This is a genomic window from Vibrio sp. R11-SG3-ISO3-SZ (assembly GCF_059834345.1).
The window spans coordinates 1-10,397 of sequence record NZ_JCBDGX010000184.1 but is presented as its reverse complement, the minus strand read 5'-3'; the positions used below and the strand labels follow the sequence as shown (position 1 = coordinate 10,397).

General features: G+C 47.9%; 12 protein-coding genes. 6 read left to right on the top strand and 6 right to left on the bottom strand.

Features of this window, described 5'->3' with window-relative positions; genetic code table 11:
* Positions 1-47: 47 nt before the first annotated feature.
* Positions 48-659, bottom strand: a complete 612-nt coding sequence (locus AC6R1O_RS19095) for a TetR/AcrR family transcriptional regulator (protein WP_500657636.1) — start codon at positions 657-659, stop codon at positions 48-50.
* A 110-nt stretch (positions 660-769) separates the two neighbouring features.
* Between AC6R1O_RS19095 and AC6R1O_RS19090 the strand changes: the two genes are divergently transcribed.
* A complete protein-coding gene (locus tag AC6R1O_RS19090; RefSeq protein WP_500657635.1) occupies positions 770-1,930 on the top strand; it encodes an MBL fold metallo-hydrolase in 1,161 nt (386 codons plus the stop codon).
* 72 nt (positions 1,931-2,002) lie between these two features.
* On the opposite strand, the gene AC6R1O_RS19085 is transcribed toward AC6R1O_RS19090, so the two are convergent.
* Positions 2,003-3,094 (bottom strand): mechanosensitive ion channel family protein, encoded by a 1,092-nt coding sequence (locus tag AC6R1O_RS19085; RefSeq protein ID WP_500657634.1) that lies wholly within the window; start codon positions 3,092-3,094, stop codon positions 2,003-2,005.
* 80 nt (positions 3,095-3,174) lie between these two features.
* Entirely contained in the window at positions 3,175-3,615 is a 441-nt protein-coding gene (locus tag AC6R1O_RS19080; protein WP_334552145.1) for a DUF2850 domain-containing protein, read from the bottom strand.
* A 298-nt stretch (positions 3,616-3,913) separates the two neighbouring features.
* Here AC6R1O_RS19080 and ppnP point away from each other — a divergent pair, with 298 nt between their 5' ends.
* Complete coding sequence (gene ppnP / locus AC6R1O_RS19075) at positions 3,914-4,195, top strand: pyrimidine/purine nucleoside phosphorylase (protein ID WP_500626764.1); 282 nt, start codon at positions 3,914-3,916, stop codon at positions 4,193-4,195.
* 184 nt (positions 4,196-4,379) lie between these two features.
* On the top strand, positions 4,380-4,667 hold the full coding sequence (locus AC6R1O_RS19070) for a hypothetical protein (protein ID WP_334552143.1): 288 nt from the start codon (positions 4,380-4,382) through the stop codon (positions 4,665-4,667).
* Here AC6R1O_RS19070 and AC6R1O_RS19065 read toward each other — a convergent pair.
* Positions 4,636-5,574 carry a LysR substrate-binding domain-containing protein gene (locus tag AC6R1O_RS19065; RefSeq protein ID WP_500628459.1) on the bottom strand — a complete coding sequence of 313 codons (939 nt, stop codon included), beginning with the start codon at positions 5,572-5,574 and terminating at the stop codon, positions 4,636-4,638. The two genes, AC6R1O_RS19070 and AC6R1O_RS19065, sit on opposite strands and share 32 nt — an antisense overlap.
* A 90-nt stretch (positions 5,575-5,664) precedes the next feature.
* Between AC6R1O_RS19065 and AC6R1O_RS19060 the strand changes: the two genes are divergently transcribed.
* The gene (locus AC6R1O_RS19060; RefSeq protein ID WP_500657633.1) at positions 5,665-6,609 is read left to right on the top strand and encodes a DMT family transporter; all 945 of its coding nucleotides are present in this window, start codon (positions 5,665-5,667) and stop codon (positions 6,607-6,609) included.
* Between the two features lie 21 nt (positions 6,610-6,630).
* On the opposite strand, the gene AC6R1O_RS19055 is transcribed toward AC6R1O_RS19060, so the two are convergent.
* Positions 6,631-7,713, bottom strand: a complete 1,083-nt coding sequence (locus AC6R1O_RS19055; protein WP_500657632.1) for a DUF3541 domain-containing protein — start codon at positions 7,711-7,713, stop codon at positions 6,631-6,633.
* Positions 7,714-8,095: 382 nt separating this feature from the next.
* Between AC6R1O_RS19055 and AC6R1O_RS19050 the strand changes: the two genes are divergently transcribed.
* A complete protein-coding gene (locus tag AC6R1O_RS19050; protein ID WP_500657643.1) occupies positions 8,096-9,427 on the top strand; it encodes a diguanylate cyclase in 1,332 nt (443 codons plus the stop codon).
* Positions 9,428-9,436: 9 nt separating this feature from the next.
* On the top strand, positions 9,437-9,871 hold the full coding sequence (locus AC6R1O_RS19045; protein WP_334552216.1) for an Mpo1 family 2-hydroxy fatty acid dioxygenase: 435 nt from the start codon (positions 9,437-9,439) through the stop codon (positions 9,869-9,871).
* A gap of 383 nt (positions 9,872-10,254) precedes the next feature.
* Here the strand turns inward: AC6R1O_RS19045 and AC6R1O_RS19040 are convergent.
* On the bottom strand, positions 10,255-10,397 hold a 143-nt coding region (locus AC6R1O_RS19040), incomplete at its 5' end, for a DUF3612 domain-containing protein (RefSeq protein WP_500657642.1).

Here is a 10,397-nt window from a genome sequence, read left to right as displayed (position 1 = left end):
GAAAGATTGGCTAGCTTGACGCTGACTTCTTAGGGCTTGGAAGTCAGCTATTTGCTGCGAACGTAAGCGGCGCAGAACGTGACCACCGCCTGATCGATGGCGGCGTCAACCGCATCATCACTGGGTGTTGGCAGATGGCCAAGCAGTTGAGGCCAAAAGATCACGGCTTTGATTGAGCCAATAAATTGATCGATGGCGAGTGGAATGTTGGCGATCTCGAGTATACCTGCATCGATGCCTTGCTGCGCCCAGCGGTACAAGCCGTAAGAATCCTCAATTGAGGAGAATTTCTCCATCATTAAGGCGGACGTCTCTGCGCAGCGCATACACTCGGTCATCACCATGCGCGCCGTCATCTGGAAATCGTCATTGTTGATGTGACACATCTGTTTGCGTGTGATGGCTTTAAGCTGCTGCTCTATTGCAACAGAAGTGTCAAACTTCAGGTCGCTTTGGTCATCAAAGCGACACATCAGCTTGTCTACAATAACCTCAAACAGGGCATCTTTGTTTGGGTAGTACTTGTAGAGCGTACGTTTTGATACGCCCGCATGGCGAGAAATCCCTTCCATACTCGATTGCTCAAAGCCTTTTTTTGCAAAGACTTCGATGGCGGATTTGATGATATCTTCTTGTTTTATATCGCTTCTAGTGCTCATTAGCCGAACCCACAAAACTAAAAAGTAAACGATAGTGTTTACTTTTTTTAGGATAGAACCTAAAGTATACACCATCGTTTACTTTTTTGGGTAGCCAATAGGTCATGAAAATGAGCAACGTGATTAAAGCCTCAGTGATTTCTGCGTTAGGTGTCGTAGGATTAAGTCAATTTAGCAAAGCCAATCCCGATTCAGCCCTCGCTCGTAGCGAGCAACAGCGCGCTGAGCGCATCGCCCAGTCGCCTCAGTTTCAAGGTGGTAAAGTGATCACTAGAATGCCTTCAGTGCCTTCTCCTGAAAGTATGTCTTCAGTGATGTGGACCTTCTTTTTTGAGCGCAGCTCCCTAAAGCCGCAAGGTTCTCTACCCAATAGGCCAGTTGATATCGAACGCTTGAATCAGCGTAGTGATGAGATGCGTGTCACTTGGCTTGGGCACTCGAGCCTGTTTATCGATATCGACAAAACGCGCATCCTTATCGATCCGGTTTTCGAATACGCTTCCCCGCGCTTAGCGAAGCGATGGTTTGATCGTAATGTGAGCGCGCCAGTCAGCCGTGAAGCACTACCTACACCGGATGTGATTGTGATATCCCATGACCACTATGATCACTTAGAAGAGTCGACGGTCCGTTATTATGCCGATAAAGAGGTATTGTTCTTTGTGCCTCTTGCTGTTGGTCGTCACCTCGAAAAATGGGGCGTGCCAGCGGAAAAAATCCAAGAGTTCGACTGGTGGGAGTCTGCTCGCGTGAACGGTGTGGAGCTGATCGCTGCACCCGCTAACCATAACTCAGGCCGCACGGGCTTTGATTCCAATACCACGCTGTGGGCATCCTGGGCGATCAAAGGTCAGCATGGTTCACTGTTTTACAGTGGTGATAGTGCTTATGACGATCATTTTGCTCAAATCGGCCAAAAGTTAGGCCCATTTGACATGGCCTTTATTGAGGTGGCGGCAAACGTTAAAGAGGGCAAAGGCTTCCCCGTTGAAAACTGGGGCCACATGCAGGCCAAACATACGATGCAAGCGTTTTTGGATTTAGAGGCTAAACACCTGTTCCCAGTGCATTGGTCCACGTTTGAGCTGTTTGCTCACAAATGGGATGAACCGATGACAGACCTCATCGCGGAAGCGGAGCACGCTAACGCCCACTTGGTCACGCCGATGATTGGTGAGACGATTTTGGTCGGTGACGATATTCAAACCAGTTACTGGTGGCAAGAGCCTGTCACCTATCTGGCGAATGCCCAATTGAGCTACCAAAATTAGCCTGCGATCATCGGCTAGCTTGTAGAAAAAGCCTGCAGTTTGCAGGCTTTTTGTGTTTCTGGATGGTCAAATTTATTCATCCGGGCCAATGAAGGGTGTTTGATTGGCGTCTATTTTGAGCGTTTGGGTTGGGAAGGCGATATCCGCTCCGTGACGATGGACGATATCTAAAATCTGCAACAGCACATCTTGCTTTACTTTGTGAAAGCGAATCCAATTGACGGTTTTCGTAAAGGTGTAAACCATGATGGTGAGTGATGAGGGAGCAAAGCCATTAAAGTTAACAATCAAGGTCTGTTTTGCGTCAATATCTGGGTGATTTTGCAGCATGCTTTTGATGTCATTGGCGATCGGTTCGAGTTTGGTGCTGTCGTCATAGCGAATGCCGATGTTTTCGTGAATCCGACGGTTGAGCATGCGAGATGGGTTCTCCACTACAATACTGCTGAACACGGAGTTGGGTACATAAAGAGGGCGTTTATCGAAGGTGCGGATGATGGTCATACGCCAACCAATTCGCTCGACGGTACCTTCAATCTCTCTGTCTGGGGAACGCACCCAATCGCCGACTTTAAATGGGCGGTCAAAGTAAATCATCATGCCGCCAAAGAAGTTTGACAGCAGATCTTTTGCGGCAAAACCGACCACTAAGCCACCGACACCACCAAAGGTAAGTAAGCCTGATAAGCTTAGGCCGAATGTTTGCACAACGGTTAATGCGCCAATGACGACAAAGAACAGGCGCGTCACTTTAGCGATGGCTTGTACCGTGGTTTCATCACGCTTCTTTTGTTTGAGAATGTACTCTTCAACATTGCTGATCAGCCGCATCACTACCCAGATGAAGATACCCACAACGAGAAAATGTTTGAGTGTGCTTAACCAGTTGAGGTTAGAGTCAGTTTGCTCTTGCAAGACAAAGCCGAGAGAGATGGTCGCAGGCCAACACCAAATCAGCGTGCTAACGGGTGTTTTGAGCGCAGAAAGCACGAGGTCATCCCAATGGAAATGCGTTTTCTCCACCAAGACTTCTAAGCGCCCATAAACCAGACGCCAGACTATCCAAGCGACAAAACTGGCGAGTGTGATGAAAATAACATTGCTGTTCCACTCTTTGATAAACAGCAGCACATCCTGTTGCCAAGCTAAGACTAACTCATTCATTTTATTTATCTTTGGGTTATGCGCAGAGGGTTCAGTATAGAGGTTTAGGTGAGCTGTGAAAACCAGCCGAATGTCAGAGTTTATTGACTGCTGAAATGATCGGAGAGTGCCGTACGTCGGTGCTTGGCCGCGCCGCCACCTTCTAAATCGACCGTATCTTCATAGCCCTCTTTGATAAAGCGTTGCGTGGGGCTGTTGGGCTCGAGTCGTTTCAATTGCGGAGAGCTGAAAGTACCTGCAATTTGGTAAATGGACTTACCGCCCCCTGTGGTGACGAAGACTTTTTTGCCATCAAACTCGAAATCTGTTGCCACTAATCGGTCGTTACGAAATACCCCTTCGCTACTGAGCGTCAGTATTTCGGTATTGTAGGTGGGTGCGCCAATTTCTATCCAGCGTCCGTAGACATGTTTAGGGTGCACATAGTCTTGATAACTCACATACAAGAGTGCGGAAAAGCCGAGCGCTAAACCGATGATCACAACGGGCAATACCACTTTAAAGATGGATACTTTGTTCATAGTTTCGCTTCGATCTTGTGTGAATAAACAACGTCCTACCAGTCTAACCCCTCGCTCGCCGGTTCGATATCTCAAATGAGACCAATTCAGAACTTAGACAAGAAAGTTTGATCTTTAGCCAAATAATGATGCTTTGATAAGCGGTGACGCAATAGGAATCCAATAAGTATAGCGTTCGATGCGTTGGCGTGATGATGCAGTGGAAAGTCGACAAAGGAAATGCTTGCTCTGTCGGGCGGTTTCGTATAAAAGTTTCACTCTATCAATGATAATCGAGTCGTTATTCAAGGAGAGAATCGTGATCAAAGTCAACTCGTACTTCGAAGGGAACGTTCAGTCGTTAGGGTTTAATCAGCAAGGTGAAGCGTCGAGTGTCGGTGTCATGCTCGCGGGTGAGTACACCTTCGGTACAGCAGCACCAGAGCGCATGACAGTGGTGAAAGGGGCATTGACCATCAAACGTGTGGGTGATGCAGACTGGACAACCTATTCCAGCGGCGAGTCATTTGACGTGGCGGGCGACTCTTCGTTTGATCTGCAAGTCAAAGAGGCGACGGCCTACCTGTGTGAATATCTCTGATGCAGTGAGAACCGTATTGGTCTAGATTTGAAACCACGCAATGGCGTGGTTTTTTTGTCTCTGCGCCAAAATGATAACGGTTGCTTCGAAAAATCCGAAATGATAGTCAGTTATTATCAGTTTAATCACGACAGCCATGAACTATACTCATTAGTATGCCGTGATGCATCGTGAGGAGGTGACTATGGCCGTTGTACCCAAACACAAAGACCAGAATAGCCGTTACGATCCCAGCCAGGATTTAACCGCCGACCAGCTTCATCGCTTTGGTAAAGCGGCTAGCAAAGCGCATGAAAGGCGTAAAGAGCTGGCAGAGAGCGGTTCGGTAGTGTCCGCTGCGCGCGCTGCGAAGGATGCGGCATTTCGCCCTGTCTATCGTCCTAAAAAAGACAAACCCAATACCGTTCGTTATGCCGTATGGCTGGTGGTTGTGATGGTATTCAGTTTGTGGCTGATGTACATGTCTCGTTAAATTCACTTCTCATCCAATTACGCAGAATCAACACGTGCTCGTTTTTGAGTTTTTCTTTCGCACAAGCAAAGTAGAAAGCTTGATGCGGATTGAGCACGGGTTGGCCAATTTCGACCAAATACCCCAATTTAATGTCATCTCGAACGAACATTCGGTGCGTAACCAACACGCCCAAGTGACGTGTTGCGGCCTGTACGGCTTGGATGGATGCGCTAAAGCTCAGATTCTTGGCGAAGGTGGGCAGAGCAAGTTGATGGGCTTCAGACCAGATTTGCCAGTCGTTTTTGCGTCGATCGTTGAGCGCGACAATGGCGGGTTGTTGAGTGAGAATGACCGCGGGATCCATCAAATGCGCATCCTCAACGTCACCGGCATAACACTGCCTAGCGACCTCTGGACTGGCGACCAGTACAAGTTCGTCATCGGCGAGTTTTTCACAGTAGTAGTCCTGCCAATCGCTGGTATTGCCATGAATGAGCGCCACATCCACCCCTTCTTCTTCTAAAACGAATTGACCAATCAAGGTGGAAATACGGATATCAATATCGGGCGCGTGTTGATTGAACTGGCTTACCCGCGGGATCCACCAGTGCATAGCAAGCGAGTTAACCATGTTGAGGGTCAGACGGTTGCTATGGCGATTGGCTAAAAGGTGCGACGTGGCCGCGACGATCTCTTCCAGTGCTGGTGCCACGCGGCGATAGTATTGCCGTCCCGCTGAGTTGAGAACCACTTGACGACCCACGCGAGTAAATAGAGGTTGCTCTAGTTGTTGCTCGAGGTTTTTTATCGCCTGACTGATCGCGGAATGACTGACATACAAGGCTTTAGCGGCGGCCGTCATACTTCCGGTTTCGGCAACGGCAACAAACGCATATAAGGATTTCATCGGAGCAACTATTTTCATTTGTAAGTTTTTCTAACAGTTAATGTTGTGATTACTCGTTATTCATTGCTGAAAAAGGTCGATAGACTGGGCGCAGATAACGGAGGAATAATGAAAACCACACAAGACATCTCTGCATCACCTGTCCTTTTTATGTTGGCCTCTACCTTCAGTTTGTCACTGACTGGGCTAATGTCAAAACTTTTAACAGATTGTATCGCACCGAGCGCACTGAGTTTTTTGCGTTTTTCGGTGCCTGCACTGTTGATTGGGTTGATGATCAGTCGGTCGTCATGGGCGCCGCCTCGCGGACAAGTCCGAAAAGCACTTTGGGTACGTGCGCTGTGTATTGCTGCGTGTCAGATTTGTTTTATCTACGCCTTGAGCCACCTCAGTTTGGTTGAAAGCGTGGTGCTGTTTGGTACTGGGCCGCTGTTTATCCCGGTTTTGGAAAAACTCATTTTTCGCACTGCTATTGGAGCGATCGCGCTGTGGGGACTCACGTTCACATTTGTTGGTGTGGTATTGCTTGCTGGGGAGTGGGGAGTGCTGACCTTCAAACCGGCGTTATTGGTTGGGTTACTGGCCGGTCTTTTTAATGCGGGCTCGCAGCTCAGTTTGTACCGAGTCAGTCATTCGTCGATGAGCAGTTTGGCGATTAACCTTTGGACCTTCGTATTTGCGGCCTTGCTGGTTGCCCCCTATTTGATTTGGCAAGCGGTCACCTCTGCGCCGCTTGTTTCTCCTCTGACTGGATATTCACTCCATTGGGGCTGGGGCTTACTGGCTTTGTTGATTGTGTTGATGTCACTGCTGATCATTAACACTCAGGTATTTCGAGCCAAGGCGTACCGTTTAGCGGCTTCGGGCTCTCAACTTGCTCCGCTTATTTTCACCAATTTAATCTTTTCCACCCTATGGCAATGGGTCTTTTATGATGAGCATTACCATCTATGGCAGTGGATTGGCCTGTCGATTATCGTTCTCGCTAACGTTATGGTGGTGCTAGTACCTCACTGGCAGAATAAAAAGCCCAAGCTGTTATGGAATAGATAGTACTTCGTAAGCCGAGTGCCACTAGTCAATCGATGATGGCTTGATGCGCAAGCCATAAGGCAGCGCACTGAACACCGATTTGTGACGCGACGGTATTGGAGCCTCGTTCACGCCTTGCCAGTCAAGCAGCATAATAGCCAATACGTTGCGATGTTCACCGTAGGTCAAATCAAAATCACCGCTGACTGAAGCGATCATACCGCGCTCAGCATTGATGGATTGTTGAATCGCGGCGCGCGTTTTATCGACAACAGGATCATCCTCAAGCCCCGCCAGTAAAAAGGCGATGCCCACTTCGGCGATAATGTCCTCTTTGGTACGAGCTAAAATGGTGTCGATGTTCTCGCTTAGATAGTGGTAAATCCACTCATACTGTTTCTCGTCAACCGCGTGCTGATAGTAGTGTGATGCGGCAAAAATGATGTGCGTCATACCGTAGATTTTATTGCCGTATTGTTGATTGGATAAGGCAGCGTCTTCGGCATCTGGGTAGGTGCTTCGAAAGGTCTGTGTAAATGCCTCAACCACATCTTGCTCTTCGAGTTGTTGTAGCCAATAGACTTGATTGGCCAGTTGGGCTGCCCACGCTTTGATCATGTCTGGGTCGGTGACATAGCGTTTGAAATCGTAGCGACGGATCACGTTTCGTAGCGCGTTATCATCCAGATGCTCTAAATGATATTCGTTGGCGCGAGCCAGAGAGCCGAGCAGGTCGACACCCAGGTAAATGTACTCTGGGTAGCGCTTAGTCATTTGATAACGGCGTTGACTGCGCTCATCTGAATCCCCTTCATAGCTGCGATTGCGCTTTTGGGCGTAGGCCATGATTTGCTCTGGAGTGTGTACTTGCGCTGCAAATCGGTTGAGTCGACTCGCCACCCTTGCCATATCGCTCCACACTGCGGCTGCGTATTGGTCATCAAGCGTTTGGCGATACATTCTCAAACCGTAATGGCCCTCTTTAAAGGCTGGCAAAGTGTAAAGTTTACGCTCGTAAGTTTGGCGGATAACCTCTGCCGACTGCTCGTACGTCATCGTCTGAGCGTGAAGCAGCGTACTCAAAGTGGTTATGCACAAAATAAGCAAAGTGGTAGGGAGTCGCATTCATGTGTCCTTACAATCGGATACCGAGACAAAAACGGTGAGCGTGGAGTAAAACAAACATTCTTCAATGTTATGTGAGCGCCCCGTCAAATGAAGGCGAATAATGCGTGAGATGAGGTAAAGCACAAGCGATGGAGAGGAGAGGTTGAGAAAGTCACGTCTTTGTTGTTAATTTAGCTATCATTAAATTAACAAGTGTGAATGAAGCGACTGAAAATATTAACAAAGGTGTGTAACCTTATGGGCAATACTGGTAATAACTAATATTTGCGCCAATAATAAATCACTGATCTTTATGTTTTTTATTTTTATGTGTTTCAAAGCCATAGGAGGCTGAGTGAAATCAAGCTTTGGTAGGCAGTGGCCAGTCTATCTCCTGTTTATGCTGTTGTGTGTTTGCTCCGTGAGTTTGGTGGAGTTCCTAGACCGCAGCCAAAAGAGTTTTCTGCGCGATAGTATGCTAGCGAGAGCGAAAGAAGAGTTATCTATTATTCGTTCAGAGATTGAAGCCTCAATCGTGTCCGATATTTATGTGGCTAACGGCCTCTCTTCTTTGGTTGCGGCTAATCCTGACTTTGACTTTTCTGGTTGGGACTTGATCGCATCGAGCATTATGCGCCGCAGTAACAATGTCATGGTCGTCGCACTGGCACCGGATGATGTTATCCAATACATCTACCCGCTAGATGGTAATGAAAAGGCCGTAGGCTTGGTGTATCAATCGATTCCAGAGCAATGGCGTACCGTACGAAAAGCGCAGCAATTACAAGAAATTTTCATTGCCGGACCCGTCGATCTCGTGCAAGGCGGACAAGGATTGATTGCACGCGTGCCGATTTTTATGGACCCTCCCTACAACAGCAAGTATTGGGGAGTGTGCAGTGTGGTCATGTCACTTGAGTCTCTCTATCAACAAGTCGGGGTGGAAGCCTTTGAATACAAATACCACCTAGCGATGCGAGGGGTAGACTCTTCTGGTGAAGAAGGTGAGATTTTCTACGGCAGCCAAGCGGTATTTGATGACGCATTTTCTGAAGAGATCGTACGCTTCCCCTATGGGAACTGGCAAATTGCTGCGTCAGAGAAAACCGATTTGCTCGCCACTATTGAGTGGTATCGCGTTAACGCCGTGCGCATTTTAGGCTATCCGATGACCATGCTGCTTTTGTTCGCGTTCTCTACTATCTATCGATTGTATGACAATGCACACAAACGCTCCCTGCAAGATGAGCTCACCGGGCTGCCCAATCGTCGCTACTTTATGTACACACTCCAGCAGCAGTTTGAACTGGTCTCAAAAGACGAGAAAAAAGGTGGCTTTGCTCTTTTGAATATCGACCTAGATGGCTTTAAGTTCATTAATGACACCTACGGGCATGCCGCGGGTGATAAGGTGCTGGTGGCGGTGGCTGAGCGTTTGGTTAGCACGTTACGCGCCTCGGACACTGTAGCTCGTGTTGGCGGGGATGAGTTTTTAGCTATGCTGCCTCGCGTCAATCGTGAAGAGGACGTAGACCGCATTCGCACGGAGTTAACTAAAGCGATTGCCCGCAACCCAATCATATATGAGCAACACTTGATCACAATTGAGGTGAGTATCGGCCACGCGATGTACAACGCGAATATGCGCAATATTAACCAGCTGCTCAAGCTCGCGGATAGCAGTATGTATGACATCAAACGCCATCACCGCAAGGGATTCGGCACGTCTTAGAGGTGGATGATGAAGAACTTGACTCAATGGCTAGCGGCGTACGGTGAGAGCCATCAAAACCCGATTAATCAGAAAATTCATAAAGTGGCTGTGCCGGGTATTTTCTTGTCGGTCGTTGGGCTGATTTGGTCACTGCCGAGTTTGGAGTTGTATGGGCTCCGTCTCAATTGGGTTTGGGTGGCCGCACTCCCTGTGATGATGTTCTATTTTCGCTTGTCGCTTAGCGTGTTTATTATGATGCTAGGCTTCCTTCTCGCGTGTATTGCGTTAATTTGGTCTCTGGAGATCATGAGGGCGCCGGTGTTGTTGGTCTCCATAGCACTGTTTGCGGTGCTCTGGATAGCACAATTTATTGGTCATAAGATCGAAGGGAAGAAGCCGTCGTTTTTCGAAGATATCCAATTTCTTCTGATTGGACCGATTTGGGTGTTTCGTAAACGCTAGTCGATGATTCTATCCCTTGTTCTCTGCGCCGCCTAACCGATGTTGGGCGGCGCTTTTTTGATCTCTGGGAAACTCGATGCGTCATGGTTTGCATTTTGCAATGATCAACATTTTCGCAAAACGCAATTATTCTTATTTTGCTTGACGATTATGTGTTCTGTTTGCATGAAACTGATGACGAAGTGAGCGAAGTGATTGATTTTTGGTTAACTTAAAAGTTGGCACGGTTACTGCTTTATTTATAGTGACCCTTATTAAGCCGAGGGTCACCTAGCCAACTGACGTTGTTAGTGAATACGATTTTGTTCACAATCATATATAGCCAATCACACCGATTTGTGATTGGCTTTTTTCTTTCTGTCTCGAATGGGTTTCTTCAACCTCTATTCACCACCTTGGCAATTTTCATAACAGCTTGGTTTCCTCGGACACACGGCACCTCGTGAGCATATCACGCGCGCATCTGACTGAATGCCTCGCTCAATCCAGTTAATGTTGAGTATTTTAGCGATGGTGGTGAATTCCC